29 protein-coding genes and 3 pseudogenes are annotated in these 26,164 nt (G+C 41.8%); 15 read left to right on the forward strand and 17 right to left on the reverse strand.

Annotated elements, in window-relative coordinates; genetic code table 11:
* Nucleotides 1-75 precede the first annotated feature (75 nt).
* The 3 genes from V7K53_RS14825 to V7K53_RS14835 are packed head-to-tail and all read right to left on the reverse strand — an operon-like array spanning nucleotide 76 to nucleotide 1,459.
* Nucleotides 76-456: a type II toxin-antitoxin system VapC family toxin gene (locus V7K53_RS14825; protein WP_335198285.1), complete on the reverse strand. Its 381-nt coding sequence runs from the start codon at nucleotides 454-456 to the stop codon at nucleotides 76-78.
* Nucleotides 453-692: a type II toxin-antitoxin system Phd/YefM family antitoxin gene (locus V7K53_RS14830; protein ID WP_335198286.1), complete on the reverse strand. Its 240-nt coding sequence runs from the start codon at nucleotides 690-692 to the stop codon at nucleotides 453-455. The genes V7K53_RS14825 and V7K53_RS14830 overlap by 4 nt, the downstream gene beginning before the upstream one ends.
* Before the next feature lie 35 nt (nucleotides 693-727).
* A complete protein-coding gene (locus tag V7K53_RS14835) occupies nucleotides 728-1,459 on the reverse strand; it encodes an ABC transporter ATP-binding protein (protein ID WP_322739717.1) in 732 nt (243 codons plus the stop codon).
* A gap of 160 nt (nucleotides 1,460-1,619) precedes the next feature.
* Here V7K53_RS14835 and V7K53_RS14840 point away from each other — a divergent pair, with 160 nt between their 5' ends.
* Complete coding sequence (locus tag V7K53_RS14840; protein ID WP_335198287.1) at nucleotides 1,620-2,459, forward strand: Rpn family recombination-promoting nuclease/putative transposase; 840 nt, start codon at nucleotides 1,620-1,622, stop codon at nucleotides 2,457-2,459.
* A 2-nt stretch (nucleotides 2,460-2,461) separates the two neighbouring features.
* Here V7K53_RS14840 and V7K53_RS14845 read toward each other — a convergent pair whose 3' ends face one another.
* From V7K53_RS14845 to V7K53_RS14875, 7 genes are all read right to left on the reverse strand, one after another.
* The gene (locus tag V7K53_RS14845) at nucleotides 2,462-3,253 is read right to left on the reverse strand and encodes an ABC transporter ATP-binding protein (protein ID WP_335198288.1); all 792 of its coding nucleotides are present in this window, start codon (nucleotides 3,251-3,253) and stop codon (nucleotides 2,462-2,464) included.
* A gap of 51 nt (nucleotides 3,254-3,304) precedes the next feature.
* Nucleotides 3,305-4,252: a branched-chain amino acid ABC transporter permease gene (locus tag V7K53_RS14850; RefSeq protein ID WP_335198289.1), complete on the reverse strand. Its 948-nt coding sequence runs from the start codon at nucleotides 4,250-4,252 to the stop codon at nucleotides 3,305-3,307.
* Nucleotides 4,253-4,305: 53 nt separating this feature from the next.
* Nucleotides 4,306-4,908, reverse strand: a complete 603-nt coding sequence (locus tag V7K53_RS14855; RefSeq protein WP_335198290.1) for a Uma2 family endonuclease — start codon at nucleotides 4,906-4,908, stop codon at nucleotides 4,306-4,308.
* A 14-nt stretch (nucleotides 4,909-4,922) separates the two neighbouring features.
* Nucleotides 4,923-5,873: a branched-chain amino acid ABC transporter permease gene (locus V7K53_RS14860; protein ID WP_335198291.1), complete on the reverse strand. Its 951-nt coding sequence runs from the start codon at nucleotides 5,871-5,873 to the stop codon at nucleotides 4,923-4,925.
* A 7-nt stretch (nucleotides 5,874-5,880) separates the two neighbouring features.
* A complete protein-coding gene (locus V7K53_RS14865; RefSeq protein WP_335198292.1) occupies nucleotides 5,881-7,143 on the reverse strand; it encodes an ABC transporter substrate-binding protein in 1,263 nt (420 codons plus the stop codon).
* Nucleotides 7,144-7,411: 268 nt separating this feature from the next.
* Entirely contained in the window at nucleotides 7,412-7,735 is a 324-nt protein-coding gene (locus V7K53_RS14870) for a DUF6464 family protein (RefSeq protein ID WP_292736577.1), read from the reverse strand.
* 227 nt (nucleotides 7,736-7,962) lie between these two features.
* Nucleotides 7,963-8,469 carry a hypothetical protein gene (locus V7K53_RS14875; protein WP_335198293.1) on the reverse strand — a complete coding sequence of 169 codons (507 nt, stop codon included), beginning with the start codon at nucleotides 8,467-8,469 and terminating at the stop codon, nucleotides 7,963-7,965.
* A gap of 106 nt (nucleotides 8,470-8,575) precedes the next feature.
* Here V7K53_RS14875 and V7K53_RS14880 point away from each other — a divergent pair, with 106 nt between their 5' ends.
* Both V7K53_RS14880 and V7K53_RS14885 read left to right on the forward strand, forming a co-directional pair.
* Nucleotides 8,576-8,908, forward strand: a complete 333-nt coding sequence (locus V7K53_RS14880) for a hypothetical protein (RefSeq protein ID WP_335198294.1) — start codon at nucleotides 8,576-8,578, stop codon at nucleotides 8,906-8,908.
* A 170-nt stretch (nucleotides 8,909-9,078) separates the two neighbouring features.
* Entirely contained in the window at nucleotides 9,079-9,441 is a 363-nt protein-coding gene (locus V7K53_RS14885; RefSeq protein ID WP_335198295.1) for a hypothetical protein, read from the forward strand.
* On the opposite strand, the gene V7K53_RS14890 is transcribed toward V7K53_RS14885, so the two are convergent.
* Entirely contained in the window at nucleotides 9,438-9,581 is a 144-nt protein-coding gene (locus V7K53_RS14890; protein ID WP_335198296.1) for a hypothetical protein, read from the reverse strand. The two genes, V7K53_RS14885 and V7K53_RS14890, sit on opposite strands and share 4 nt — an antisense overlap.
* A gap of 63 nt (nucleotides 9,582-9,644) precedes the next feature.
* Between V7K53_RS14890 and V7K53_RS14895 the strand changes: the two genes are divergently transcribed.
* The 3 genes from V7K53_RS14895 to V7K53_RS14905 are packed head-to-tail and all read left to right on the forward strand — an operon-like array spanning nucleotide 9,645 to nucleotide 10,654.
* The gene (locus V7K53_RS14895) at nucleotides 9,645-9,971 is read left to right on the forward strand and encodes a hypothetical protein (RefSeq protein WP_335198297.1); all 327 of its coding nucleotides are present in this window, start codon (nucleotides 9,645-9,647) and stop codon (nucleotides 9,969-9,971) included.
* A 14-nt stretch (nucleotides 9,972-9,985) separates the two neighbouring features.
* Nucleotides 9,986-10,183, forward strand: coding sequence for a hypothetical protein (locus V7K53_RS14900; protein WP_335008822.1), 198 nt, complete (start codon nucleotides 9,986-9,988; stop codon nucleotides 10,181-10,183).
* A gap of 45 nt (nucleotides 10,184-10,228) precedes the next feature.
* Nucleotides 10,229-10,654, forward strand: a complete 426-nt coding sequence (locus tag V7K53_RS14905) for a helix-turn-helix domain-containing protein (RefSeq protein WP_335198298.1) — start codon at nucleotides 10,229-10,231, stop codon at nucleotides 10,652-10,654.
* A gap of 178 nt (nucleotides 10,655-10,832) precedes the next feature.
* Here V7K53_RS14905 and V7K53_RS14910 read toward each other — a convergent pair whose 3' ends face one another.
* Together V7K53_RS14910 and V7K53_RS14915 are read right to left on the reverse strand one after the other, a co-directional pair.
* On the reverse strand, nucleotides 10,833-12,086 hold the full coding sequence (locus V7K53_RS14910; RefSeq protein WP_335198299.1) for a serine/threonine protein kinase: 1,254 nt from the start codon (nucleotides 12,084-12,086) through the stop codon (nucleotides 10,833-10,835).
* Nucleotides 12,087-12,228: 142 nt separating this feature from the next.
* Nucleotides 12,229-13,266 carry a serine/threonine protein kinase gene (locus tag V7K53_RS14915; protein WP_335198300.1) on the reverse strand — a complete coding sequence of 346 codons (1,038 nt, stop codon included), beginning with the start codon at nucleotides 13,264-13,266 and terminating at the stop codon, nucleotides 12,229-12,231.
* Nucleotides 13,267-13,440: 174 nt separating this feature from the next.
* On the opposite strand from V7K53_RS14915, the gene V7K53_RS14920 reads away from it, so the two are divergent.
* Both V7K53_RS14920 and V7K53_RS14925 read left to right on the forward strand, forming a co-directional pair.
* Nucleotides 13,441-14,163: a Uma2 family endonuclease gene (locus V7K53_RS14920; protein WP_335198301.1), complete on the forward strand. Its 723-nt coding sequence runs from the start codon at nucleotides 13,441-13,443 to the stop codon at nucleotides 14,161-14,163.
* 143 nt (nucleotides 14,164-14,306) lie between these two features.
* Complete coding sequence (locus V7K53_RS14925; RefSeq protein WP_335198302.1) at nucleotides 14,307-14,777, forward strand: GNAT family N-acetyltransferase; 471 nt, start codon at nucleotides 14,307-14,309, stop codon at nucleotides 14,775-14,777.
* Between the two features lie 40 nt (nucleotides 14,778-14,817).
* Here the strand turns inward: V7K53_RS14925 and V7K53_RS14930 are convergent.
* The 4 genes and pseudogenes from V7K53_RS14930 to V7K53_RS14945 all read right to left on the reverse strand — a co-directional run.
* A pseudogene (locus V7K53_RS14930) lies at nucleotides 14,818-15,435 on the reverse strand (class I SAM-dependent methyltransferase); the annotation flags it as partial.
* A 250-nt stretch (nucleotides 15,436-15,685) separates the two neighbouring features.
* On the reverse strand, nucleotides 15,686-16,816 hold the full coding sequence (locus tag V7K53_RS14935; RefSeq protein ID WP_335198386.1) for a CO2 hydration protein: 1,131 nt from the start codon (nucleotides 16,814-16,816) through the stop codon (nucleotides 15,686-15,688).
* A gap of 120 nt (nucleotides 16,817-16,936) precedes the next feature.
* Entirely contained in the window at nucleotides 16,937-18,442 is a 1,506-nt protein-coding gene (locus tag V7K53_RS14940; RefSeq protein WP_335198303.1) for an NADH-quinone oxidoreductase subunit M, read from the reverse strand.
* A 131-nt stretch (nucleotides 18,443-18,573) separates the two neighbouring features.
* Nucleotides 18,574-20,430: an NAD(P)H-quinone oxidoreductase subunit F gene (locus V7K53_RS14945; RefSeq protein WP_335198304.1), complete on the reverse strand. Its 1,857-nt coding sequence runs from the start codon at nucleotides 20,428-20,430 to the stop codon at nucleotides 18,574-18,576.
* A gap of 658 nt (nucleotides 20,431-21,088) precedes the next feature.
* Between V7K53_RS14945 and V7K53_RS14950 the strand changes: the two genes are divergently transcribed.
* From V7K53_RS14950 to V7K53_RS14975, 7 genes and pseudogenes are all read left to right on the forward strand, one after another.
* The gene (locus tag V7K53_RS14950; RefSeq protein ID WP_012410633.1) at nucleotides 21,089-21,397 is read left to right on the forward strand and encodes a carbon dioxide-concentrating mechanism protein CcmK; all 309 of its coding nucleotides are present in this window, start codon (nucleotides 21,089-21,091) and stop codon (nucleotides 21,395-21,397) included.
* Between the two features lie 91 nt (nucleotides 21,398-21,488).
* Nucleotides 21,489-21,833 (forward strand): carbon dioxide-concentrating mechanism protein CcmK, encoded by a 345-nt coding sequence (locus tag V7K53_RS14955; protein WP_010995041.1) that lies wholly within the window; start codon nucleotides 21,489-21,491, stop codon nucleotides 21,831-21,833.
* Nucleotides 21,834-21,839: 6 nt separating this feature from the next.
* Nucleotides 21,840-22,142: a EutN/CcmL family microcompartment protein gene (locus V7K53_RS14960; RefSeq protein ID WP_094327600.1), complete on the forward strand. Its 303-nt coding sequence runs from the start codon at nucleotides 21,840-21,842 to the stop codon at nucleotides 22,140-22,142.
* 74 nt (nucleotides 22,143-22,216) lie between these two features.
* Nucleotides 22,217-23,872: pseudogene (locus tag V7K53_RS14965) on the forward strand (ribulose bisphosphate carboxylase small subunit); the annotation flags it as partial.
* A 105-nt stretch (nucleotides 23,873-23,977) separates the two neighbouring features.
* A pseudogene (locus V7K53_RS34050) lies at nucleotides 23,978-24,223 on the forward strand (ribulose bisphosphate carboxylase small subunit); the annotation flags it as partial.
* Between the two features lie 169 nt (nucleotides 24,224-24,392).
* On the forward strand, nucleotides 24,393-25,166 hold the full coding sequence (locus V7K53_RS14970) for a transferase (RefSeq protein ID WP_335198306.1): 774 nt from the start codon (nucleotides 24,393-24,395) through the stop codon (nucleotides 25,164-25,166).
* A 57-nt stretch (nucleotides 25,167-25,223) separates the two neighbouring features.
* Nucleotides 25,224-26,012 carry a BMC domain-containing protein gene (locus V7K53_RS14975; RefSeq protein WP_335198307.1) on the forward strand — a complete coding sequence of 263 codons (789 nt, stop codon included), beginning with the start codon at nucleotides 25,224-25,226 and terminating at the stop codon, nucleotides 26,010-26,012.
* Nucleotides 26,013-26,164: the final 152 nt, after the last annotated feature.

The following is a 26,164-nucleotide window of genomic DNA, read 5'->3' on the forward strand; positions in this document are numbered from 1 at the left end:
GACCAACTTACATTTGAGCAGGTAATTTCTGTCTCTTCTTACAACTTTATCCTGGAAGCTTTATTCTATGCAGCTTCATATTAAATTGGTATAAGCACGAATTGCATCATCGACAGTCACAATAGTAAGGTCATGCTGCAAAGCTTGACAAATTAGCATTCGGTCAAACGGATCGCGATGGATATTAGGAAGCTTGCTAAGTTGTACAACACTATCCTCTGTTAAAGGAAGACTAGTAATCAAATGCCGCTCACGCTGTATCGGCAGATAAATCTCAGGTGATTGAGGTAAAGGTAATTTGCCTAATTGATACTTAACGGTTGCTTCCCAAATAGAAATTATACTTAGAGATACATCATTATCGGTATTACAAATAATCTCTATAAACGTATTAGACAAACGGCGATAACTACTAATAAACCAGAGGAAAATATGGGTATCTAGTAGGAGTTTCATTTACCCTCAAACTCACTTATAATATTCTCTGGCAGTGGATCATCAAAATCATCGGGTACAAAAAACTCTCCTGCACAGAATCCGAATGGTCTAGAGAGTTCAGGTGATTTTACCGTCGGTTTAATTTCAGCAATTGGCTTTCCACCACGTATAATTACAAGAGTTTCCCCAGCTTCAACGCGCTGAAGGTAGCCTAATAAGTCACGTTTTATTTCATCGACACTAATCCAGTCCATAAGAAATTTATTGGATTATTACTCTACTATAATCATCACCCTAAATAAGCTTTTTTAACTCGCTCATCACTAATTAATTCTGATGCTGCACCTGTTAAAGTTATAGAACCAGCCTCTAAAACATAACCGCGATCGGCAATTTGCAGCGCCAGATTTGCGTTTTGTTCAACCAACAGAATAGTCACGCCAGTAGCACGTAGGTTTTCAATAATGGAGAAGATTTCTCGGACGATCGCAGGTGCTAAACCTAAGCTAGGCTCGTCTAAAAGTAAGAGTTGTGGTTTACTCATTACAGCCCGTGCGATCGCTAACATTTGTTGTTCGCCACCGCTGAGAGTTCCTGCTAGTTGATTGCGTCTTTGTGACAAGCGAGGAAATAGCTCAAATTGGCGCTGAATATCTGCTTTAATCTCGGCTTGATTGGAGCGAATATAAGCACCCAAAAGTAAATTATCAAATACAGTTTGCCGCGCTAATACTCTGCGTCCTTCAGGACAATGGGCGATACCAAGTTGTACAACTTCGTGAGTTTGACGGCGGGTAATATTATGTCCATTATAGATAATTACGCCACTATTAGGATTAACTACTTTAGATATGGCACGGAGTGTAGTCGTTTTTCCAGCACCATTAGCACCAATTAGAGTAACTACCTCGCCTTTTTGAATAATTAAATTAATCTTTTTTAAAGCTTGGATGCCGCCATAATTAACATCAAGTTCTTGAACTTCTAGAATTGTATAGTTTGGCTTACTATCGGCTTTCATGGGCGGTTTACATCCAGAAATGTTGATTCAAAATCTAAGATACATCAATCATACATTTCTTAAAACAGTGCATAGACGTTGCTTCAACTTCAAACCAACGCCATAATACCGCAATCTTTCTGATGTACCATTAATTACTGATAAATATATCAAGCGTCTAGTGGCAAAAGTAGCAGATATTGGTAGCAAGCGACTAATTAATTTAGCTCCCGATGCATGGGTAAAATGGGTGACACAGCGTCCTGAAGTCGTGGCGAAAGAAATTCTCGGCTCTGAGTTTCACTGGATTAGCCGCGAAACAGATGTTTTGCTGAAAGCATACAGTGCTACTCACGGAGATTTTCTACTACTAAATGAACTACAGTTGCGTTACACGGCACAGATGCCTCTACGGATGAGAGCTTATGCTGCCTTGGCACAAGAACGCTACCGATTGCCAACTTACCCAGTACTGATCAACATTTTACCGCCTTCATCCAGCTTAACTATTGTCAGTAGTTACGAGCAGGAATTTTTGGGATTACGTGCCATCCAAGATTATCGCACGATCAATTTGTGGGAAATCGATGCTGAAATAGTATTTGAGCAACCACTACCATCCTTGTTACCCTTTGTGCCAATCCTCCGAGGAGGGGGAGAGATATCAGTTGTGCAACGCGCATTACAGGCTCTACGAGCAGATGCACAGTTGAACGAGTTAGAATCATTGCTGGCATTTTTTGCTAGCTTTGTGTTAGACACGCCTTTAGTGCAACAAATCATGAGGTGGGATATGGCAGTATTGCGAGAATCGCCTTGGTATCAGGAAATTGAGCAAAGAGGTATTCAAGAGGGTGCGCGACGGCAGCTAATCCGAGTATTAGTACAACGCTTTGGCGAAATTCCTCATGAAGTGGAAGTAAGGTTTGAGGGTGAAAGTGTGGAAAAATTAGAAAATTTAATGGATAGCGCGATCGCTGTGAGTTCTTTAGACGAATTTGTAGTAATTTTGTCTAGATAAATTCATTCATTTCCTAAATAAGCTTCAATTACAGCCGGATCGTTTCTGACTACAGACGGTTCACCCAAAGCAATTAATTGACCAAAATCTAATACAGCAATACGATCGCACAAACCCATAACCAATGGTACATGGTGTTCTATAAGAACGATCGTTAAATTGAAGCGATCGCGCAGGCTACGGATAAATTCACTCAATTGCTGCTTTTCGTTGGGGTTCATTCCCGCTGCTGGTTCGTCGAGAAGTAAAATTTGCGGTTGTAATGCTAAAGCACGGGCAATTTCTAAGCGACGCTGATCGCCGTAAGCAAAGTTTTTGGCTTTTTCGTCAGCGCGATCGCTTAATCCCACCAAATCTAATAAATCGAAAGCTTTTTGCTTAGTTTTTAATTCTTCGCGAGGCGCTGGTGGTAATCCCAAAACTCCTGTAATCATATTACTTTTGGTGTGTAAGTGTCGGGCTATTATCACATTTTCTAACGCCGATAATTCTCCAAACAACCGGATATTTTGGAAGGTACGGGCGATACCTAAAGCCGCAATTTGATGAGGACGTAGTTGAGAAACTTCTGCACCTTGATAAATTAATTGGCCGCCAGAAGGTGGAATGAAGGCAGTAATTAAATTAAACAGTGTTGTTTTGCCAGCACCATTAGGGCCAATCAATCCAAAAATCTCATGTTGATTTACACTAAAAGATACATTATTAACTGCCACTAAACCACCAAAGCGGCGAGTTAATGCTCTTGCTTCTAAGACAATACTGTTATTAGTTCCTGAAATACTATGTGACATTTTTGCATACTATTATGAATATAAAACTTACGCAATAACTCTCTAAAACTCTTATTCCTTTGCGCCCTTTGCGTGTTTGGCGGTTCGTTTTTTTCTTTGAAAAATATCTGGAGTAATTAGCCCTTGAGGAAAAAATATTGTACCTATTACTATTAAAAAGCCAAAAATAATTAATCTACCATCTCGCAAAAACTGTGCTAACCAATTAGGTAAACCACCAGTATCAGCGAGGCTTCGCAGAATCTCTGGTAAGGCTGTAAATACCATACCTCCAATAACCGGGCCTAAAAAAGTTCTCGAACCACCAATTAAAACAAAAGTTAAATATATAATGCTGGCATCAAAAGTACCTTGACGAGCATTCCAGGTATTGAGGAAGTGAGCGCTAATTGCACCTACAACCCCTGCAAGCATAGCCCCTAATGTAAACGCCAAAACTTTGTAGTAAGTCGGATCGATTCCCATTGCACCCGCAGCTAATTCATCTTCGCGGATCGCGATAAAAGCCCTGCCGACGCGGATGCGTTCTAAACGATAAAGTAGCACCATACTAATTAATAGTAATGGCAACGCAATCCATAAATATTCGAGTTGTGTTTGGAAAGGTTGAGGAATGCCAAAAATTCCAACAGCACCCCCTGTAATGTCTAAATTGAGAGAGATGACGCGCAGAACTTCCACAAAAGCGATAGTTGCGATCGCTAAATAAATTCCTCGCAATCTCAGTGCTGGAATTCCCACTAAGATACCCAAAAAGCCAGAAATTACACCCGCAATTAACATCTCCAATAACAACAATGGAATTGAAAATAAACTACTGCTAGATGTAAAAACTTTGGTGGATAAAATTGCTGCAATATACCCACCTAAAGCATAAAATCCTGGACTAGCTAAAGACAATTGTCCTGTCATTAGGGGTAAGTAAAGCGATAATCCTAATAGCGCTCCCAATACCATAGAGACAATCAAAGAAGCGTAAGTAGCGAAAAAATCAGCCATTTTATTTAATATATTTTGATTAAGTTTAATCAAACTATTGCTTTTATCAACTTTTAAGTTGTTAAGATTTCCTCTGCTGTCAGCGTCAGTTCAGGAAAAGTTCGTGACACAATTCGTTCTGAACCTCTAAAATGTGTGCATTCGTATTTACCCTCATCATTTAATAGAAAAACAAACACAGCCGGAACTTTTGGATTTCCTAAATATTCTCTTAGCCCAATTGCCAAATAATCTACAATCCAATATTCTGTAATACCTAAGCGTTGATATTCATCTAATTTATCAATGTAGTCATCTTCCCAATTAGTTGATGTCACCTCTACAGCTAATTGGATGGGTTCTTCAAGTGCAGCATAAGTAGAACGATTTGAGCGCCATTTATCTTTATCCATGACACTTACATCAGGCTTGCGCCCTTGCTCTATGCCATTAGCAGTTATAGTTTTAAAGACTGCTGTGTTTTTTACTACGTAATTAAGATTTAGATGTTTAATTTCATTTTTGAAAGAGTCAGCTGTAAAGTCAGCGACATCATCATGATTTCTGGTTGCACGCACTTCTACAATTTCTCCATCCACAAGTTCATATAAACCTGACTCTGGACACTGTTCTAAAAATTGGTCAAAAGTTAATTTTTGTTTAGTGTATGTTTTCATGGTACTACGTCTCTTTAAACTTTCTGAATAAACCGCCGCCCTAGCAAACCTTGGGGTCTAACTAATAGCATGATAAACAAAATTGCAAAGGCTACTGCGTCTTTATATCCAGAATAATCAGCAGGGACAAACGCCTCTACTAATCCAATTAACAAACCTCCTACTACAGCACCAGGAATACTACCTAAACCACCTAAGACAATTACCGCTAAACCCCGTAAACCAAAAGCAATACCAAAATATGGCCCTGCAATACTAACACTAGAGGCAACTAAAGTTCCTGCTAATCCTGCTAAAAAGCTGCTGATAAAGAAGGTTAAGATGATAAAGCGATCGCTATTGATTCCTAACAAACTAGCTGTAGTTGGATCTTCTGCGATCGCTTGCATTGCCTTACCATATTTAGTTCGATTGATAAAATAGGTAAGAATTGCCACGATCGCAACTGACACAGTAAAAATTACCACCTGAACACTGCGAATCGGAATTGGGTTTTCTGGACTACCAAAGTTAATTGCAGGTGGCAAATTACCATAAGTATTTGCGGGGTATGTGTAACTTTCCGCGCCTATTAAATACTGGATTAAATTCACAATTACCACTGCTACCCCCAAGCTGGAAACAACAGTTAGCAAAGGATCGGAGCCTTGACGACGCAGAGGTTGAAAAGCAACGCGTTCCATCACTACCCCTACCAATCCTGCCAAGGTGCTTCCTAAAATTAAGGCTATAGCAAATGGTAATTTTATCGGTAAGGCTGCATTAGCCAGCAAGCCATTAAATCCAAAGTTCCCACCCATAAGTGCATAAGTGAAATATGCACCCAAGGTAAAAATCGCGCCATGAGCTAAATTAATAATGCCCAAAATAGAATAAACCAAGGTATATCCCAAGGCAAAGATTGCATAGACGCTGCCAATGGATAACCCATTTAATAATTGCTGCAAAAAGATATTAATATTCATTTAGCAACTATTTCAGAAATGTAAATTTACCTTGACTACCGTCTTTTTCCATTTTGATTTGGGCAACATAGAAATCTTTTTGCACAACTTCACCTGTAGGAGTAAAACCAATTTCACCCAATGGTGTATTGTATGTTCCTTCAAGTATCTGTTTGTTTAACTGTGTCCGTAATTCTGGTAGCTGTAGTTTGTTGACTTTGCTCTTTTTATCTAGAGATTGGAGTGCTTCAACATAAACTTGCACTGCTGCAAAAGCTTGGGCACTAAATTGGGGTGGTTCTTTTTTATATTCTTCAATATAAGCTTTACGAAACGCCGCATTAATTTCACCTGGATGTTCTGGATTGTAGGCTTGAGCAATCAATACCCCATCACAAAGTGCTTTACAAACTGGCAATAAATTCGATGTATTTAGACCATTTCCACCGACAATTAAGCCTTTATAACCTAGTTCACGCAATTGCCTAACTAAATTACCACCATCAGCAGCCAAGCCAGAAATAATTACCAAATCTGGCTTGAGATTAATTGCATTGGTCGCTTGACTTTGAAAATCTGTATCACTAGTTTGGAATTTTTGGACTGTTACCAATTCTAGCCCTTGATCCTTAACTGTTTGCTGAAAAATTTCCGTTTCTGATTTGCTAAATGCATCATTTTGGGCATAGAAAACTGCAACTTTTTTCAGTTGGGGATTTTGCTTAAGTGCCGCTTTCACCGAATTAGGCGCAACGATGGAAACTGGTGCAGAAACACGAGCAACGTAATCACCAATTTCAGGAATATTTTTAGCAGTATTTGATGGCCCAATAATTGGTACTTTTGCCCGTTCTCCAATCGGATCGGCACTAAAGGCTTGCTGTGACAAAGTTGGCCCGACAATTCCAATAACTTTATCTCTATTAATTAGAGTTTGAAAAGCGTTAATTGCTCCTGCTTCATCACCACTAGTATCTTGAAAAACTAATTTAATTGGTGTGCCATTAACACCACCTTTACTATTGAAATACTTCTGGGCAAGTTTGGCTCCAGCGACTTGCTCTTGACCCAGTAATGCCACATTGCTAGTTTGGGCAACACCAATACCGATGGGAATAGCACTTGATACTGTACCCGTTGTCGCTGGGGTATTGGTTGCAGTGTTATTTGGGGTAGTATTTGGAGTATTAGTGGGAGAATTTGTTACTGTGGTAGTGCCACCACCACAACCTGTTAGTAGCAAAGTGCAAGTTGATAATAATGCTGTTGTCCGAGCGATCGCGTTGTTCATCGTTGGATAATCATCTAGTTATGAGATATTCGGCAAGAGTTAATAGCAAAGTTCATAATCTGCAAACAAAATTATGCAGATTTACACTTTTGCACGAATTCTATTAAATCATTCTTATTTCACCATGCAAAGAGAAATATTCAAAGTGCTTGTAAATACAAATTATTATAATTAGTAATGATTTTATCATTCCCTGGTTCTAGTGCTATGAAGTCGCCAGAAAACTATGCACGTAATTTTAGGTAGGTTAAGTATTGAGTAAGGAATCTTAAGTGCTTTTTTCATTACCAGTTAATTCTCTAGGTTCATAGTGACGGCAACCGTTACATGGGCCTTCAGGATTGATAGCACAGCGGATGTAGCCAGACCTAGCATTAAACTTGCAGCTGATATCGCCAATCAGATAACCTACCCCTTCTAAATAATAGCGATCGCCTTCCACAGGTCTGACGTTGTGCCGTCCCTGTACCACTGGAAAATTCATGGCTGCTTGCCTCATCCGCAAACGCGATCGCTGGGTTCTACGAATCATCCACAGGGAAAACAGGGACGGTAAAAAACCAACGGCAATCACTAAAAGTGTCTTTAACACCTTCTTTTACCTCTTCTGTGCGCTGATTGATTGTCCCTGATGTTACACTCTGGTTTTACGGAAGTGCAAATATTAGGGCGGCTTTGTTTCTTTGTCGCCAACTATGGTTGCAAAGAAATAATGGCAGTGTGGTATCTAGCAATTTTGAGAAATAAGTTCCTTCTGCCACTTCAATCAGCATAACTGTTACAACCTCAAGGGTGAGATGCCGTTGAATGTTGATAATTTTAAGATTTGTTGACTAACACCTTTTTGAACAAGCATTTTGTGTCAGCCTCAGCCCCATTCTTGTTTTTTGTCTGTGGCTGCGATGCTAATCTTTTTTTGGTTTGCTGACGAAGTTGATGTGCTAACTGTGTAGCTTCCCTTTCGGCTCGGAATAAATCAACTTTTCGCGTCGTCAGAATAAATGAGTTGTCAGACTTTCGTTTCACCCAAGGAACGCTAACTGTAAAATACTGACAAATATTTTTGTATAGCTCCTGATTTAGAATTGGGTAACTTTTTTGAGTATTTAGGGTGTTAGCGATCGCTTTTAACTCGAATATCGCTGCTTCTAATTCTCCTGCCATCCGATTGATACGTTCAACTTGTGTAATCAAACGCTCCCCTTCGCTGATGATTTTTTCCTCTTGGGGTCGCAGTGGCACTATAGCAGTAGTTACAGATTTAGGCTGCAACAACGAAACTTTCCGCAAAATGGGCTTTTTGTCAATGTTTTGGATTTTTTGCATACTACCTCAAACAAGGCTAGCTGACTTGTAAGGCATTTTAGCAGCTAATTAGTATATTTGTACTAAAAAAATGATACCTAAGAGAATAAAGGAGGGTAGCACAGCTGTGCTAACCTACAGACGAGTAATCAGGGCGATCGCAGGGAATCTTCATCAGCGAAGCGAGATAAAAGCGCACCGAGCTTCGCAAAAATTAAATAGCAGTTTGATATTGCAATCAAGCGAGAAGCCCGATATTAAATTCGGGCGGTCGTTTGTTGAATTCGGGCAGTCGTTTGTTGAATTCGGGCAGTCGTTTATTGAATTCGGGCAGTCGTTTGTTGAATTCGGGCGATCGTTTGTTGAATTCGGGCAGTCGTTTATTGAATTCGGGCGATCGTTTGTTGAATTCGGGCAGTCGTTTATTGAATTCGGGCGGTCGTTTATTGAATTCGGATAAATCTCAATAAATTCACGTAATAAATATAATATTTTTTGTACTAAATAATTTATATACTACTGAATATTGCGGGTGTTAATCACCCCGATTTTGTTTATCCTAATGGTGTAAAGACAAGGATATAAGTCAGTTTTTATCCTAGTACATAATTAAAAAAAGGAACGTTATTTATGTCACGTCCAAAACGTGGGTCTAAAGTACTTGATAGGGCACAGCGTCGGATTGCGGGTTTGAAATCGATTAGTCCCACCTTAGATTTAGGTAATGGAGTCACTATTGACACCTTTGCCGCCGCCATCAAAAAAACACAGGACAAGTTGGAAGCTTATAACTCCAGCCTCTCCACCGTGGATCTAACTCAGGGAGTTTTAGAATTAGCTGAAAAGTCGCTGATGGAACTAACAGAACATGTGTTAGTCAGCGTAGCTGCAAAGTATGGCAAGAATAGCGATGAATACAAAATGGCAGGGGGCGTTCGTCGCAGCGAACGCAAGCGTCCAGCGCGGAAGCTTAAGCAAGAGGTTGTTATTTAATAAAGATAATACATTTGGGTTTTTTGACACTCTCCCGAATTCAAATCGGGAGATTTTTGGTTAGGTGGCGAACCAATAGAAAAAAGATAACATTTAAATAGCGATCGCTTGAGTTTTAGAGAAATATTGCTTAGACGCATAGCGGTTTGTCGTTAGACATCGCTCGGCGTTGAACTAGAAGCATAGGTCTTTGGCTGATTGGTATGAGAAAAACTCCGGTTGATTTATACCGTATGGGAAATGCGACTTCTTCGAGAATAGATAACATTCGTTCTAAAGACATTGAAACTTACGAAGAAGATGGTGATATTTGGGTTATTGCAGGTTCAGGCGGAATTTCAACGTTTGCAGCTCAGGGAGTTGGAAACAATTGGTGGAAGTTAGATAGGGGAACTGATATTCCGAACGAACTCCGCTTGGTGAATGATTACGGTAATCACTGGCTGTGGGAACCAAGCTACACTATGAGAATAGAAGATTATAAAACTGCATTGCGGTTAGTTGGTGAGGCATTTTACAAAGTCAATTAAGGGAGTTGTTGAACGTGAATTTTTCTCCTAAAGCAATTCGATTTATTGTTGAAGCACTAGAATACAGAATTGAAGCTTATCAAAAGCAATTAGAGAGAGAAAATTTGAATGATGATGAGGTTTCAGATATCAGCAATGATATGATGTTTTTGGAATCTTTGTTAGAAGATTTAAAGAAGCAACTCTCAACAATTGCACCATCCATTTTTTAAGTTAACCTAATAGATGAAAGAGCAATCAATTACTTGGCGTTGAAAATGAAAATGACCCGTACTTTTCATCCAGAATCTTATGGTAAATTGCTAGCCGAGTATCAGCCAAAAATCATTACCACGTATGCGGAAAACGAACAAGCGATCGCACTCGTATTAACCTTAGAACATCGTCCCAATCGTACACCAGAAGAAGAAATGCTGTTGCAACTATTGGTGACTTTAATTGAGCAGTTTGAAGAAACCCATTACCCAATTATCCAAGGTACACCCAATTCGATGTTAGTGCATTTGATGGACGCACGCGATACTACAACCGAAGCATTAGCTGAAGTAATTGGTTCATTGGAAATTACCTTGCAAATTGTTAATGGCGATGCCTACGGCGGGCTGCGCCTACGCACCATTAGTAAAACTCAAGCAGAAGCGTTGGCGGACTATTTTAATGTAGATATCAGTTTATTTAGCTAGCTTATCTTCTATAACAACGCTCTTAAAACCAGCGCTTAGTGTTGAGCCGGAAATTTAATATTTTGGTATGAGGTTAAAGGTGCATAGATGTGTAGCGGCTTGTCTTTAGACATCGCTTCTCTACTCGATACAACAGCTACAAAATCTTTTGTCATTTAGCTTCTAGAGCTTGAGTAAGCTATGAACCTGTATTAAAAATCCTATGTCCTAACCATCCTAAACCCAAGCCTAGACTAGAAGTGCTAGCTAAAATTAGAAAAGTATTAACCTTGCTAAAAGATTTTCGTAATTCATCTCCAGCCATAGCCACAGCCCAACCCCCAGCCACAGGCCAAGCCCAAGCCACAGCCACAGCCACAGCCCCACCCACAGCCACAGCCACAATCCCAGCCCAACCCCAAGCCCCAGCCACAACCCCAGTCTGAACCCCAGCCCAAGCCCAAACCACAGCCACAGCCACAGCCCAAACTATGTACGGAGCGTTAGACGCGCCTAAAAAGCAGCCTATGATTAGGTAGCTTACTAATACACCAACCAACCAGCCCCAGAGAATAATTCTAGGTGATTTAGTAGCTGGTTTACTTGGAATTGGCTCTAAGTTTAACTTGGCTTTGGGACGTTCTAACATTGCCAACCATGCTTGCATAGATTGGGGGCGGTCTTTTGCCTCCAGCGCCATGCCCTTAAGAATTGCTTGATTTAATCGCTCACTAATGCCTGAAATAATTTGTTTGGGTGGAGTTAGAGGAACATCATCAAGCTTACGAGCCAAAGAAGTTGTGGGGTTTTGACCTGTCACCGCATAATAAAGTGTAGCTGCCAAACAATAAACATCAACAGTTGGCTCTCGACTGCCCCTAGTCATCTGCTCATAGGGTGCAAACCCATGATTACCAGCATTGCCTGTTGAACTCAAAGTTTTAGGCAAAAGTTCCTTAGCAATACCAAAGTCAATCAAAACCGCTTTGTCATTGCTCCGCAGCATAATGTTACCGGGGTGAGCATCTCGGTGTACTAGACCTGCCTGATGCACCTCCACTAAAGCTTCCCCAATTTGGCGGATACAGGGTATAATTTTTGCTTCTGGTAACGCCCCTCTGCGTCTTACTACCTCAAACAAATTTTCTCCTGGTACAAAATCCATCACCAAGCAGTTAATAGCACCTTCCTTAAACAAGTCAATCACTCCCACAATGTGAGGATGAGGGTCTTGAGACAAGCGTGCCAGTGTCCGCCCTTCTTGAATAAATCGCTCTATATACTTGTCATATTCTGGGTCATGGCTGAGATATTCATTGGGTGTCTTGATGACAACTGTCCGGTTTAGCTCAATATGCAATGCCTTATAAGTAATCCCGAATCCCCCCTGTCCCAAGACTATATCAATTACATATTTGCCACCTTGTAATCGTTGTCCAGTTGTCCAAGGCATGAAAACCTCTAATAATTCGTAATTCGTAATTAAAACACTTTAAAAAAGCTGGATATGGGTGTTGTATATGACTTAACTGTGTTTCAAAAATAATACATTTTTGCAGAATTTTGTACAACACACAATGAAAGTTCAGCTAAATCTACGGTGTTTTGCTAGATGATGGACTGGGCGACAGTGATGGTGGACTGGAAGACGGAGAGGGTTTGAAAATAGGAATCCAGCCAACTATGCCTGAGAGTAAGGTTCCAATTGCTGCGATCGCAGCTATCACCACTCCCCAAAACTGGATGTTTCGCTCCCAATTTGAGTTAGTTTTAGATGGTTCAATTACTAAAGGCTGCAAGTTTTCTCCAGTCAAACCCAAAGAATCGAGCCATTCCCGCATTGACTGCGAGCGCTGTTTCTGATCTAGCTTCATACCTGTTAAAATTGCGCGGTTTGTGCGATCGCTAATTTGAGGATTATGTTTTTTCGGTTCCACTAAAGGAGCGTTATCCACCTTACGTTTGAGCGCACTGACTGGTGTTTTTCCAGTTAAAAGCACATAAAGAGTTGCCGCTAAAGAATAGATATCGCTATATGCTCCAGTTGGTTTAGTATGTTGAGCATAAAGCTCAGGGGGTGTAAATCCCTCAGAAGTTTCTTTAGTTCTACTTGTGGTTAAGATATGGTCGAAATCGAGAGCTAAACCAAAATCTATTAGCACCGCTTCCGGCTGTCCTTCTCGCACTCGCAAAAAGATATTTCCTGGATGCACATCTCGATGAATCAACCGATTTTCATGTACTTTAATCAGCGCTTCTCCAATTTGTTGAATGTAGCGTAAAGCATCTGATTCAGAAAGTATTTGTTGGCGACGGTCAGCTAAACTGACACCATCCACATACTCCATTACCAGACACCAGTGTTCTCCTTCTTTGAACGGTTCTGCAACCTGCACAATATGTTTGTGTTTACATTGAGTAAGTTTTACCGCTTCCTGCCAAAACATTGTTTCCAGTCGTCCGCGTTCTAACTGGTTCAGGGAATTTAGTAAATCGTCATTTAAGGTTTTAATGACTTGGCGATCGCCATTCTGATTTTTCACCAAATAGGTGATACCAAAGCGTCCTCTTCCCAACTCTTTTTCAATGGTGTATTTTCCACCTTGCAAGCGATCGCCAGCTACCCAAGCCATCTTTGCAACTCCCAAAATGCTTAGATTAATTCTCACACAAGAGAGCCTTAATAACTTGAGCCTAGCTTTGTAGAAAGACTGCGTAGACGCTCTGCGGCTTGTCGTCAGACATCGCCCCATCTCCCCTTCCACTGCTAAACTAAAAAAATCTCACCCTCAAGCAAAGGTAAGTTTATGACCTCTGCAATCAACCCATCCACTGATCTCACCCCTTTCCCAGACCACACGCAGCTACCAGAGTCTGACGGCACATTTGTAAAAAACTTCCAGGAACATCCCCAAAGCATTCTGATTAGCGATTCAATTCAACCGATATTGCAAAAACTTCACTCTGATGGGCAATATTGTATTGGTCAAGATTGTGGCATTTATTGGCGGATGACTGACCCGTTAGAAAAAGGCGCAGTCGCACCAGACTGGTTTTATGTCGCCAATGTCCCGCCCTTACTCGACGGGCAAATACGCAGGTCTTATGTACTGTGGCGAGAATTTATTGCCCCATTAATTGTTTTAGAATTCGTCTCTGGTGATGGGAGTGAGGAACGAGATACAACCCCTTGGAAGGGCAAATTTTGGATTTATGAGCAAGTAATTCGTCCTCCGTTTTATGGCATTTATGAAGTGGATAAAGCCAGCGTAGAAGTTTATCACTTAATTGAGGGCAAGTATCAGCCATTACCAACAAACGAACGGGGACATTATCTCATACATCCTTTAGGCGTTGAGCTAGGTATCTGGCATGGAGTTTACCAAAATATGCAATTACCTTGGCTACGTTGGTGGGATTTGCAAGGTAATTTGTTGTTGACTGGCGATGAAAGAGCAGAACTTGAACGCCAACGAAATGAGATTCTGACTGCTCAATTGCGAGCGCTCGGCATTGAGCCAGAGGCATAATATTGATCAAAAATCAACTACTTATTTACATCCATTCCGTTATGGATGCAAGAAACAAGAATCCTCTTCCCTTCTGCCTTCTGCCTCCTGCCTCCTGCCTTGTTTCTTAGAAGAGGGATTATTTGTGATTAATTACTTTCTTTATGAAATTAAGAATATACGAAATAGCTGATACCGAAGAAATTATGAAATTGTTCTACGACACTATTCATGAAGTGAATATTCATGATTACACACAAGAACAAGTAGATGCTTGGGCACCAGCAAACATGGATATTGAAGTTTGGATTAAAAGTTTAGGAAGTAAGTTTACTTATGTAGCAAAAGAACAAGACAAAATTATTGGTTTTGGAGAATTAGAGGCTAATGGTCATATCGATCGTTTCTATTGTCATAAAGATTTTCAAAGGAAAGGTGTTGGTAAGAAAATCTTAGAACAGATTGAATTAAAAGCACACTCTTTAGGAGTGGAAAAGTTATTTACCGAAGCCAGTATTACAGCTAAACCTTTTTTTGAGAGTCAGGGATTTATTGTTATCAAAAAGCAAGAAGTAGAGCGGAGAGGGCAAAAATTGATAAATTTTGTCATGGAAAAACACTTCAAAAATTGCTAAATTCATCAGATTCCAGCAATTTAAAAAAAGTTGTTTTAGCTTATAGTTTGTAACCTACAGCCAGCATCACAGAAGCGGGAATTTCCACACCATTTTCTGTGGCATACTTTGAGGCTCCCTCAATAATTGCGTTTTCAATATTATGCCGTTGCTCATCGCTTTGCATCGCCAACATCGACCCTAGACGTGCCCAACTTACAATAATCTTTGGCATCACATCTTCAGGTGTAGAGAAAGTCCAATTAATGGACAGTTCCTTGACAGACACCTGAGTGAATCCCTGAGCGCTTAAAACCATTTCGCATTCAGTGGAGTCGCCAAAGCGAAACAGGGGTGGTCCAGAAGGTAGATCTACATCCATGCTGCCATAAGTCTGCACCGAACCCAGTATCAGAGCCATAAACGGATTACGCGTTGGTGGTGTCCAGCAGGTGAAAGCATAGCCCCCTCCCGGTTTGAGTACGCGAAATGATTCAGCGATCGCTTTTTCTGGGTTTGGAAAATGGAGAATACCCAAGCTACAAACCACCGCCTCAAACTGGCCCGACTCGAAAGTTAGATTTTCAGCATCCCCATGATGGAATGATCCTTGAGGACATCGCACTCTGGCAATGTCCACCATCTTCTCTGCAAAGTCTAATCCTGTTACTATAGCCTGCCGCTTTAGTGCTGCGGCACTAAGTCACCCCGTTCCGCAAGCCACATCCAGCAATCGAATACCAGACTTAGCTTCGACGGCATCCAAGATGGCTTCATCAACCTGAGAAGTACAACAGCGATACCTCCGGTAAGCTTCTCTACGAGACGCTACGCGAACGCTAACGCGCGATCGTATTCTTGAGCTACGAGAGAAAATTTGTCGCGCTCAAATTGCTTGAATGCCTCGTGAGTAATGGTGGAATCATCCCTCATTTATTCACATCCAGCAACCGCGAAGTTTGTAACCGACTCATCCACTTCTCTAAATAAACTCGATTACCTTTTTGCTCATTTGGATCTTTAGTATCTAAAGGATGAGGCATCAGTCCCAAAATCGTTGCTGTCGTCACGCAAAACATCGATTTTTGGAAACTCATACAAATTTGAACTCGCAAATCATCTTCACCCCGAAGACTGCGACGATAAATTTCGTGCAAATACTCTGGAAGATAATGACGCATATCTTGCATCAACAAGGTAGGAGGAATACCCGCGCCACCGATGGGTAAAGGATCGGCATACAATGCACCATATTGAAATCTACTTTGATCTGGGGAGATTTGATAAGCTTGGGCGTTGTATGAAACTGTGCCATGAAAAGGAGTTCCCCGGAAGAATACTGCTTCTACATAAGGTATTGCTGTATCTGCTAAGAAGGTCAAACCAACGCTTTTGGGAATGATTTCATAGACCTTACCTCGAATTTTGACAGCGTAGGTAATTGGGTTTGATGCATTTGCCACCAACCCGGCTTTAATGTGTTCTACAACTTGGGGAATCGATTTAATTTCGCCTCGGTCATAGCGGTCTGATAAGTTGAGGAACATATCAGCCATGACTCGCCAGAATTGACCTAAACCGGTGTAGTAAGCAGAGACGCGCAACTGTTCTGTTAAAAAATCTGGAAACAGTTGGTTAATACCCAGAATCAAGGGATTATTTTTGAATTTTGCGGCAATAACGGCTTGCGCTCTTTCTTGAAATTCTTGTGTATCTAAATACGTATCTAGTCCGCCGCCACCGTGCCACATCATGCCTTTCATGCAATATTCGGCATATTCAAAATTAATTCGGTCATGCCACCAGTGACGGAGTAATTTCTGAAAAGAAACGTCTCCATTAAAGTATTTAAAAAATGGGAAAAATACTAAAAACTGATGCTCGGCAATATAGTTAAGATTTTTTGAGTAAGCATCTAAAACTACCCCATAGCTTTTAAGAATACCCACAACTTCCAGCACATTCTCTGGACTATCGGGGAGTAATGCATCTCCTTTTTGTAGGCGTTCAATATACTCAGCTAAAGGATTGTGAGTAGCTTTTTTTTTAATAGTTACCATTGCCATCTCTCCAAAAAGTTTAGGGATTGGGGCATTGGGCATTGGGCATTGGGCATTGGGCATTGGGCATTGGGCATTGGGAAAACTTTTCCCCATTCCCCATTCCCAATTCCCCATTCCCTACTCCCTATTCCCCATTGCTTTATCCAAGGACACTGTTGCTACTACATTTTGGGTATTTACCATTGCTGTAATTGTTGGTTCAGTCCAACGCACTAACCAAGCAGGTTGAATGCCGAAAATCACAATCAGTACAGCTAAAATTGCAGCTGGGATGCGATCGCTCCAATACACACGTGGTAAGTTGGTAACTGGTGCAGATAGGCGTCCAAAAAAGGCGCGGTTGACGAGTATTAAGAAATAAACTGCTGTTAAACCAGTACCAAGCATACATAACAGGGTTTGCATTGGAAAAACTGGAAAACTTCCCCGATAAACTACGAATTCGGAAATAAACCCTAGCATTCCCGGTATACCAGCGCTGGCCATGACTCCGACAATCATCAAACTACCGATTACTGGCATACCCCGTTCTGGGTTCAGTAATCCTTGAATGATTGCTAAATCACGGCTTCCAGCTTTTTTATACACAACTCCTACCAGCAAAAACAACATGGCCGAAATCAAGCCGTGGCTAATCATTTGCATCACAGCACCCAATACACTTAAAGGTGTGGCCGCTGCTGCTGCTAAAAGCACGTAACCCATGTGTCCAATGGAGCTGTATGCTACCATTTTTTTCATATCGCTTTGGGCGATCGCACAGGATGAACCATACAGTACACTCACTACTGCCCAAGTCGCCAACCAAGGAGCTAGATAAGCCCAAGCTTCTGGTAACAAGTTCATGCCAAATCGCAGTAAACCGTAAGTTCCCAACTTCAACAGCACCCCAGCCAATAGCACGGAAATCGGTGTAGAAGCTTCAACGTGAGCATCTGGCAACCAAGTATGGAAAGGAACTAAGGGAATTTTAATTCCAAAACCGATTAAAATTCCTGCTAGCAATAAAAGCTGTGTTCCTAGAGGTAAAGTTGTCGCATTCAAGGTTGCTAGTGCAAAGTTAGAGGAACCACTCAGCCAAACCATACCGAGGAAACTTGCTAAAAGCAGGATTCCCGAAACGGCTGTATAAATGAGAAATTTAGTCGCAGCATAACCCCGTTTGGAGCCACCCCAAATGGCTATCAACAAATAGAGCGGAATTAGTTCCAATTCGTAAAACAGGAAAAACAATAGTAAATCCTGTGCTAGAAAGGCTCCTGTCACCCCAGCGCTTAATAATAGTACCAAAGAGTAATAAAATTTAGGGCGCTGTAGCGATTCATCGCTGCTGTAGATGGCAATGGCAGTTAACAATCCATTTAAAACCAGCAATGGCAAAGATAAACCATCTATCCCAAGGTTATAGTTCAACCCTAAAGCATCTACCCAAGGGAGAGACTCGGCAAACTGTTGAGTGATTTCCCCTGGATGGAACTGACTTACTAATACGATTGTCCACAAGAAAGCGATAATGGCAAAAACCAAAGCCACCCCACGGGCGAATTTTCCACTAATGCCAGAGGGGGAGAAACCAATTAAAGCTGCGCCGATTAACGGCACTAGAATTAAAACACTAAGCATAGACTTTAAGTAAGGGGAGCAGGGGAAGCAGGGGAGTATGGGAGCAGGGGAGCAGGGGAGCAGGGAGCAGGGGGAAAATAATAACTCCTAACTCCTAACTTCTAACTTCTAACTTTTCACTCCTAACTCGCTTAAAAAGGCAATTTATCTAGTAAACCCAATGACCAACTGATGAAAAAACCCAGGACGCTGACAACTGCTAGGATGGTCAACATATAGCCCTGAGATTGCCCAGAAATGCTGTACTTTAAGGTTTGTCCGCCGAAAATGGTCGCAAACCCAACCAAGTTTACTAAACCGTCAACCAAGTAGCGATCGCTCCAAGCAGAAATTTTAGATAGCAGTCCTACTACACTTACCACGGTTACATAATAAACTCGGTCAATATAAAAATCATAACCTAACAGGTCTTGCAGAAATCTCCACGCCAGGATTCTGGATCTTGACCAAGCTTTGTGCAGGTAAACTGTACACCCTACACCTACCCCCACTACGGTAGAACCAAACAAGGCTAACACCACATACCAATTAATACTTTCCCAATCTGGTAGTAAGTACCATTGCTGTAGCATCAGAGGTAGAAGCAGAGTCAGCACTGTCAGAAACACCATTGGGAAGGCCATCTGCCAACCAACTTCTGGGGTACGACGGGTCTTTTGTTGCGGTTTCCCCCAGAAGACTAATCTAAATACTCTCGTCAAATTTAATGCTGTCAAACCATTGACTAATATTAAAACCCCAATTACCCAAGGGCTAATACTCACGAAACCGTCAGCCCATGATAGCATTGCCCAGAAACTTCCCAAGGGGAGCAGTGTTACCATTCCTGCTGAACCAACTACAAAGGCTGTGGTCGTGGCTGGCATCCGCGACCATAAACCGCCCATTTCTGTTAAGTCTTGGCTTTGGGTAGTCAAGATGACTGAACCAGAACTCATAAATAATAATGCTTTGGCGATCGCATGAGCTAACAGCAACATCAAGGCTACACCCCCTTGCTGTAACCCCACTGCTAAAAACACTAACCCCATGTATGCACTGGTGGAATGAGATAGCGATCGCTTGATGTCAATTTGGGCTATAGATACTAATGTGGCCCCAATCGCTGTCACCGTACCCATGACTACCAAGGCATTCAAGGCAACTGGCGACAGCGCTAATAATGGTTGAAATCTATACAGTAAATAAGCACCACCAGCTACTACCAGAGAGTTCCGCATTACCGAGGCAGGGTTGGGTCCTTCCATTGCCTCATCTAACCACAGGTGTAGTGGAAATTGGGCACATTTACCAGCAGGCCCAGCAATTAGTGCCAACCCTAGCAACGTCGATGTCATTGGACTTAAGTTAGCTGTTTGCGCCCACTCATATAAATCCGAAAAGTTCAAGCTGCCGGCTAAGGTAGAAAGTGTCACTACAGCCATCAGTAGCAACAAGTCTCCTACCCGTTTAGTCCAAAACGCATCCCGCGCCGCTGTCACTACTAGTGGTTGAGCGTACCAGAAACCCACCAGTAAGTAAGTAGAAAGGGTCAGTACTTCCAAAAGGGCGTAGCTGAGAAACAAAGAATCACTAATCGCTAAACCACTCAGCGCCGCTTCAAAGAATCCCAGCAGCGCAAAAAAACGCGCTAACGACCAGTCCTTTTCCATGTAACCCAGAGCGTAAACTTGTGCCAGTAAGCTTAACCCTGTAATTAAAACTGTTGCCCCAATGCTGACTGGCGATAGTTCTAAGGAAAAAGATAAATCTAAATCTGCTGCTTTGAACCAATTGATTAGTAAGTTTTCTGGATCTCTATCCCAGATATTTTTAAATACAAATAGGCTATGGACAAAAGCTAAAACGGTCGTCAACAAGTTGATGTATGCCGCAGGTCTTGGTCCTGTTCGCTGAATTATTCCTATTCCCCACGGCAAGGTCAAAATTGCACCTAATAAGCTATACAAAGGCACAAACCAACTTGTTGAAAATAGAAATTGATCCATTTAAATTTTCCTTGATGACTCAGCCTTGATTTTAAAAAAATTCCAACCAATTATTTATTTAATAAAATTAATTTACCAAAATATCGATGTTTCTTTACTATTATTTTAACTAAACTTCTAGAAGTACTTTTACTTAACGCTACCCTATTAACATATAAGTAAAATATAACTTTACATAAGCAAAAGCATTTACTTGCCTTAATATCACCGACCTTTTTACATTTGTATTTCTACTTTAACCAAAGTAATTTATACGATATATTTGAAAAAATTATATATGTTTCACCTAGTCCTTGTACACTTAGCAATATTTGAGGAAAGATAGATACAGCAAAACATACAGCCGCTGCTTACCTCTCATCAGATAAGATTAGCCTTGGTTATGAATGTCGTTTTGTAAATGTAATAAAGAAATTATAAAGCATAAGTGCCAGCTCAAGGAATCTGTAAACTTTAATTGCTCAGAAGCCTAGATAACTTTTTGTTAAGTTTTTTAAAACTTTCTTATCATAAACTATTATAGTAATTTATATTGCCAGGAACGCCAAGCTTTCCTATGCTTAATTTGGAAGTGTTTTCTTAGCTATAAGATCAGGCTCTCCCCGTCAAAAAATTCAAACGACAGTACAGATTGCATTAATTTTGTAGGAGTTCTGCGATGCCAATTGCAGTTGGAATGATTGAAACGAAGGGCTTTCCAGCAGTGGTGGAAGCTGCTGATGCGATGGTGAAAGCCGCCCGTGTCACCTTAGTAGGGTATGAAAAAATTGGTAGCGCTCGCGTCACCGTGATAGTTCGGGGAGATGTATCGGAAGTGCAAGCTTCCGTAGCTGCTGGGGTTGAAGCGGCAAAAAGAGTCTTTGGTGGTGAAGTGTTATCCACTCACATCATTGCTCGTCCTCACGAAAACCTGGAATACGTCTTGCCGATACGTTACACAGAAGCGGTGGAACAATTCCGTACTTAAAAGCTGTTTAAACAAAGTAATTAACGCTCTTTGCCTGATTGAGCATCACTTTTGTCCAAGGCTAAAAACTTTGAAATAGGGATTAAAACTAATGTCAATTGCAGTGGGAATGGTTGAAACGCTAGGCTTTCCAGCAGTAGTGGAAGCTGCTGATGCGATGGTGAAAGCTGCTCGCGTCACTTTAGTAGGTTATGAAAAAATCGGTAGTGGTCGGGTGACGGTAATTGTTAGGGGTGACGTTTCGGAAGTGCAAGCTTCTGTGGCCGCAGGAGTTGAATCTGTAAAGCGAGTTAACGGTGGACAAGTGCTGTCTACTCATATCATTGCTCGTCCTCACGAAAACTTGGAATACGTTCTCCCAATTCGTTATACCGAAGATGTAGAGCAGTTCCGGGAAAATGTGAACGCAATTCGTCCTTTTGGTAGAAGACCGTAATTTGTAATGCAAATTGCCAAAGTTCGCGGCACAGTAGTTAGCACCCAAAAAGATCCAACTCTTAGAGGTGTGAAACTACTATTGTTACAATTAGTAGATGAAAACGGCAATATCCTACCAGAGTATGAAGTAGCAGCAGATATTGTGGGAGCAGGAGTAGATGAATGGGTACTCATCACTCGTGGTAGTGCCGCTCGTCAAGTTGTTGGCAATGAACAGCGTCCATTGGATGCAGCAGTGGTGGCGATCATAGATACTATTTACGTTGAAGATCGCCTCATTTACAGCAAAAAAGATCAATATCGATAGTCATTGGTCATTAGTCATTAGTTCTCGACAAATGACTAATGACTAATGGCAGACAATACAGGAGGAATCTCGCGATGGCAGTCCGCAGCACGGCGGCACCCCCAACCCCGTGGTCAAGGAATTTAGCTGAACCCAAAATCCATGAAACTGCCTTTGTACATTCATTCTCCAATCTGATTGGGGATGTACGAATAGGTGCAAATGTAATCGTTGCTCCGGGGACTACGATTAGAGCAGATGAAGGCACACCTTTTTATCTGGGTGAAAACACCAATATTCAAGATGGTGTTGTCATTCATGGGTTGGAGCAAGGGCGAGTAATTGGCGATGACCAAAATAAATACTCAGTATGGATTGGTAAAAACGCTTGCATTACCCACATGGCTCTAATTCACGGGCCAGCTTATGTAGGTGATAATTCCTTCATCGGCTTTCGCTCTACGGTGTTTAATGCCAGGGTGGGTGCAGGTTGCATCGTAATGATGCACGCTTTGATTCAAGATGTAGAGATTCCCTCTGGTAAGTATGTACCTTCGGGAGCGATAATTACCAGCCAGCAGCAAGCCGATCGCTTGCCAGATGTGCAAGATCAGGATAAAGAATTTGCTCATCATGTGGTTGGGATTAATCAGGCATTACGAGCGGGTTATCTCTGTGCTGCGGATAGCAAATGTATAGCACCCATCCGGGATGAGAACGCTAAATCTTATACAGGTAATGGTATTACTGTTTTAGAGTTGGAAAGGAGTAGTGAAGTGTCGAGCAATAGCTTGGGTGCAGAAACAATAGATCAGTTACGGTATCTATTGGGGCAAGGGTATAAAATTGGTACGGAACATGTAGACCAAAGACGTTTCCGCACGGGTTCTTGGACTAGTTGCCAACCAATCGAACCGAGATCGCTCGGTGAAGCGATCTCAGCATTAGAAAGCTGTGTAAACGATCATAGCGGCGAGTATGTCCGACTGTTTGGCATTGACAAAGATAGACGACGTGTGCTAGAAGCCATCATCCAACGTCCCGATGATGATGCCAAACCAGCTACCAGCTTTAAAGCGCCGACTGGTCGTAGCAATAGTAGTTACAGCAGTAACAATGGTAACAGTAACGGTAACGGTTCTAGTAGTGGCAAAGTCAGTGGCGAAACTCTAGAGCAAATCCGCCAACTCTTGGCAGGTGGTTATAAAATTGGCATGGAACACGTAGATGAGCGTCGTTTCCGCACTGGTTCCTGGACTAGTTGCAAGCCAATTGATGCAACTTCCACAAATCAAGTCATCTCCGCTTTGGAAGAATGTATAGCAAGCCATCAAGGCGAGTATGTACGTTTAATCGGTATTGACACCAAAGCCAAACGGCGGGTATTAGAAACCATTATCCAACGTCCAAATGGTCAAGTATCTTCCTCTGGTGGTCAGAAATCATTTACTACTAGTGCAGCACCCTCTGGTACGGGAACAGCTAGTAGTAACCGTTTGAGTTCTGAAGTAGTAGACCAACTCCGGCATTTATTGGCTAGTGGCTCAAAAATTAGCCTTGAACACGTAGATCAACGGCGGTTCCGTACAGGTTCCTGGACTAGTACCGGTCAAATTAAAGCCTCCTCAGAAAGAGAAGCGATCGCAGCCATAGAAGCACACCTCGGCGAATACGAAGGGGAATATGTACGCTTAATTGGTATCGATCCAAAAGCCAAACGGCGGGTATTAGAAACCATTATCCAACGTCCGAATGGTCAAGTAGCCTCCTCTAGTGGTCAGAAATCATTTACTACTAGTAGTGCGCCCTCTACAACAGCAACAGCAACAGCCACAGCTACCCGCTTGAGTTCTGAAGTAGTAGGCCAACTCCGGCAATTATTGGCTAGCGGCTCAAAAATTAGCATTGAACACGTAGATCAACGACGGTTCCGTACAGGTTCCTGGACTAGCACTGGTCAAATTCAAGCCTCCTCAGAAAGAGAAGCGATCGCCGCCGTAGAAAGACAACTCGGCGAATACCAAGGTGAATATGTGCGCTTAATTGGTGTTGACCCCAAAGCCAAGCGTCGCGTATTGGAAACGATCATTCAAAGACCTTAAGGAGTTAGGAAGTTAGGAGTTGGGAGTTAGGAGTTAGGAGTTAAAAAAAATTGTTAATTCATAACTTCTAACTTAAAATTTATAACTCCTTACTTTTAACTAACTCCTAACTCCTCACTTTTAACTTCTAACTCTCTATCTTCTTCCGGCTTCCGAGGTTAAAATTTCCATGTCTGTGCCGCTACTGCGCCTCAGCAATAACTTTGATACTTATATTAGTGGTGAGGTGACTATTCATCCAAGCGCGGTACTTGCACCTGGGGTAATCCTCCAAGCAGCTGTAAACAGCAAGATCGTCATTGGGCCAGGGGTCTGTATTGGCATGGGAGCAATTCTCCAAGTCCATGAAGGCATCTTAGAGGTAGAAGCAGGTGCAAACCTGGGAGCCGGTTTTTTGATGATTGGCAAAGGCAAAATTGGCGCAAACGCTTGCATTGGTTCAGCGACTACAGTTTTTAACTATTCGGTTGAACCTGGACAAGTAGTACCACCTGGTTCAATTTTAGGAGACTCCAGTCGGCAGATTGACCTAACAAAACAGCTAGAACCATCTACAAATAACCCAACTTCTACTACCAATGCACCACCGAAAGAAGAGGAAAATGGCTCAGGTGGAGTTAAGGAAAAAGTAGTTTCCTCAACTAACTTCTCAGCTTCGGCTTTTGTAGATTTCAAACAAAACAAATCTATTTCTTACTTTAAATCTCCCGCCACTCCCGAAAGTCAGCCACCTCCCGTGGAGGAACCGACTAATGATGCTGACTCCACTTTGGAGGAAGCCGCCCAACCGTCTACAGAACATAACTTAGACCCCAGTCAGCCCGTCGCAGAATCCCCTAACGGTTTTGGGACTCAAATTTATGGACAAGGGAGCATAAGCAGACTATTGACCACATTGTTTCCTCATAGACAATCCTTGAGCGACCCAAACTCTGACGATTAGTTCGAGTAAGTGTTAATTGTAAGTTGTCGGCTTTTTCCGTATTTTGGAGAATTCATCATGGAAACATACAATCAACGGTCTATTCGTACCACCCAAGGAGCGAGTAATCACGAAACTTTTCAGGATACTGCTTTGGGTTTAATTTCTACCCGCAGCTTTCCGGCGATCGTTGGGACGGCGGATATGATGCTGAAATCAGCGGGAGTTCACCTGGTTGGGTATGAAAAAATTGGTGGTGGTCATTGTACTGCGATCGTCCGTGGTGGAATTGCTGACGTGCGTCTAGCGGTAGAATCTGGCGTGCAAACAGCTGAACAGTTTGGTCAGTTAGTTTCTAGTTTGGTGATTCCCCGACCTTATCCCAACCTAGATATAGTGCTTCCGATTACAACTCGTTTCACTAAATTAATGCAAGAGGGCAATTCCAGCCGTCTGAGTAACCAAGCAATTGGTTTGGTCGAAACGCGAGGATTTCCCGCGATGGTAGGAGCATGTGATGCCATGCTCAAAGCTGCTGATGTTCATTTAGCAGCTTATGAAAAAATTGGTGGGGGTTTGTGTACAGCAATTATTCGTGGTTCTGTAGCAAATGTGGCGGTAGCAGTAGAAGCGGGAATGTTTGAAGCAGAACGCATTGGAGAATTAAATGCAGTAATGGTAATTCCCCGACCGTTGGACGAAATGGAGTTAACCTTGCCATTAGCAAGCTGTTGGATAGAAGAACGCGAACCGTTAAACTTGCCAGTGAATATTAAAGAACAAGTTGCGGAAATCGAGGTATTAAGATTACCAGACTTAACCAAGTTACCTACAAAAGTTCAAGAAGAATTATGGAATGATGAATGATGATAGATGAATTTTAGAAAACCATCATTCAACATTCATCGTTTAGATGGAAGGCATCTTACGCTTAAGCTATTCTGAATAATAGCTTTTTCAATCCATAAATAAAATACCTTTATTTTAATCTAAACAATAGAGTTTTATCTATGGTAAAA

It is taken from the genome of Nostoc sp., assembly GCF_036917355.1.
In the GTDB taxonomy this organism is placed as follows: Bacteria; Cyanobacteriota; Cyanobacteriia; order Cyanobacteriales; family Nostocaceae; genus Nostoc.

Excerpts from the sequence above, each read along its gene's own strand:
- V7K53_RS14825 (WP_335198285.1), bottom strand. The coding sequence starts at position 456 with ATGAAACTCCTACTAGATACCCATATTTTCCTCTGGTTTATTAGTAGT.
- V7K53_RS14830 (WP_335198286.1), bottom strand. The coding sequence starts at position 692 with ATGGACTGGATTAGTGTCGATGAAATAAAACGTGACTTATTAGGCTAC.
- V7K53_RS14835 (WP_322739717.1), bottom strand. The coding sequence starts at position 1,459 with ATGAAAGCCGATAGTAAGCCAAACTATACAATTCTAGAAGTTCAAGAA.
- V7K53_RS14845 (WP_335198288.1), bottom strand. The coding sequence starts at position 3,253 with ATGTCACATAGTATTTCAGGAACTAATAACAGTATTGTCTTAGAAGCA.
- V7K53_RS14850 (WP_335198289.1), bottom strand. The coding sequence starts at position 4,252 with ATGGCTGATTTTTTCGCTACTTACGCTTCTTTGATTGTCTCTATGGTA.
- V7K53_RS14855 (WP_335198290.1), bottom strand. The coding sequence starts at position 4,908 with ATGAAAACATACACTAAACAAAAATTAACTTTTGACCAATTTTTAGAA.
- V7K53_RS14860 (WP_335198291.1), bottom strand. The coding sequence starts at position 5,873 with ATGAATATTAATATCTTTTTGCAGCAATTATTAAATGGGTTATCCATT.
- V7K53_RS14865 (WP_335198292.1), bottom strand. The coding sequence starts at position 7,143 with ATGAACAACGCGATCGCTCGGACAACAGCATTATTATCAACTTGCACT.
- V7K53_RS14875 (WP_335198293.1), bottom strand. The coding sequence starts at position 8,469 with ATGCAAAAAATCCAAAACATTGACAAAAAGCCCATTTTGCGGAAAGTT.
- V7K53_RS14885 (WP_335198295.1), top strand. The coding sequence starts at position 9,079 with ATGTCACGTCCAAAACGTGGGTCTAAAGTACTTGATAGGGCACAGCGT.
- V7K53_RS14890 (WP_335198296.1), bottom strand. The coding sequence starts at position 9,581 with ATGCGTCTAAGCAATATTTCTCTAAAACTCAAGCGATCGCTATTTAAA.
- V7K53_RS14895 (WP_335198297.1), top strand. The coding sequence starts at position 9,645 with ATGAGAAAAACTCCGGTTGATTTATACCGTATGGGAAATGCGACTTCT.
- V7K53_RS14905 (WP_335198298.1), top strand. The coding sequence starts at position 10,229 with ATGAAAATGACCCGTACTTTTCATCCAGAATCTTATGGTAAATTGCTA.
- V7K53_RS14910 (WP_335198299.1), bottom strand. The coding sequence starts at position 12,086 with ATGCCTTGGACAACTGGACAACGATTACAAGGTGGCAAATATGTAATT.
- V7K53_RS14915 (WP_335198300.1), bottom strand. The coding sequence starts at position 13,266 with ATGGCTTGGGTAGCTGGCGATCGCTTGCAAGGTGGAAAATACACCATT.
- V7K53_RS14920 (WP_335198301.1), top strand. The coding sequence starts at position 13,441 with ATGACCTCTGCAATCAACCCATCCACTGATCTCACCCCTTTCCCAGAC.
- V7K53_RS14925 (WP_335198302.1), top strand. The coding sequence starts at position 14,307 with ATGAAATTAAGAATATACGAAATAGCTGATACCGAAGAAATTATGAAA.
- V7K53_RS14935 (WP_335198386.1), bottom strand. The coding sequence starts at position 16,816 with ATGGTAACTATTAAAAAAAAAGCTACTCACAATCCTTTAGCTGAGTAT.
- V7K53_RS14940 (WP_335198303.1), bottom strand. The coding sequence starts at position 18,442 with ATGCTTAGTGTTTTAATTCTAGTGCCGTTAATCGGCGCAGCTTTAATT.
- V7K53_RS14945 (WP_335198304.1), bottom strand. The coding sequence starts at position 20,430 with ATGGATCAATTTCTATTTTCAACAAGTTGGTTTGTGCCTTTGTATAGC.
- V7K53_RS14950 (WP_012410633.1), top strand. The coding sequence starts at position 21,089 with ATGCCAATTGCAGTTGGAATGATTGAAACGAAGGGCTTTCCAGCAGTG.
- V7K53_RS14955 (WP_010995041.1), top strand. The coding sequence starts at position 21,489 with ATGTCAATTGCAGTGGGAATGGTTGAAACGCTAGGCTTTCCAGCAGTA.
- V7K53_RS14960 (WP_094327600.1), top strand. The coding sequence starts at position 21,840 with ATGCAAATTGCCAAAGTTCGCGGCACAGTAGTTAGCACCCAAAAAGAT.
- V7K53_RS14970 (WP_335198306.1), top strand. The coding sequence starts at position 24,393 with ATGTCTGTGCCGCTACTGCGCCTCAGCAATAACTTTGATACTTATATT.
- V7K53_RS14975 (WP_335198307.1), top strand. The coding sequence starts at position 25,224 with ATGGAAACATACAATCAACGGTCTATTCGTACCACCCAAGGAGCGAGT.